We start from the raw sequence: 607 nt of genomic DNA on the forward strand, positions 1-607 counted from the left end.
AAGATCACGGTCGACGTGAAGGGCGAGATCCTCGAGCTGAAGAACACGATCAACACGATGGTCGACCAGCTCAACGGTTTCGCCTCCGAAGTGACCCGCGTCGCCCGCGAGGTCGGCACCGAGGGCAAGTTGGGCGGGCAGGCGCAGGTCCCCGGGGTCGGCGGCACGTGGAAGGATCTGACCGACAACGTCAACCTGATGGCGGCGAACCTGACCGGCCAGGTCCGCAACATTGCCGAGGTGACCACCGCGGTGGCGCGCGGCGACCTTTCCAAGACGATCACCGTCGACGTGAAGGGCGAGATCCTCGAGCTGAAGAACACGATCAACACGATGGTCGATCAGCTCAACGGCTTCGCGTCGGAAGTGACCCGCGTCGCCCGCGAGGTCGGCACCGAGGGCAAGCTCGGTGGCCAGGCGCAGGTGCCCGGGGTCGCCGGCACCTGGGCCGACCTGACCGACAACGTCAACCTGATGGCGGCGAACCTGACCGGCCAGGTCCGCAACATCGCCGACGTCACCACCGCGGTGGCGCGCGGCGATCTGTCGAAGAAGATCACCGTCGACGTGAAGGGCGAGATCCTCGAGCTGAAGAACACGATCAACA

The 607-nt window shown here is 65.6% G+C and carries 1 protein-coding gene; it reads left to right on the top strand.

All coding sequences use genetic code 11. The features are described 5' to 3' along the window. Positions 1 to 607: HAMP domain-containing protein (locus AC1RM6_RS30425; RefSeq protein WP_493108437.1), on the top strand; the 607-nt coding region annotated here is incomplete at both ends.

The organism is Rhizorhabdus sp. GW822-FHT03C02, from assembly GCF_058801765.1.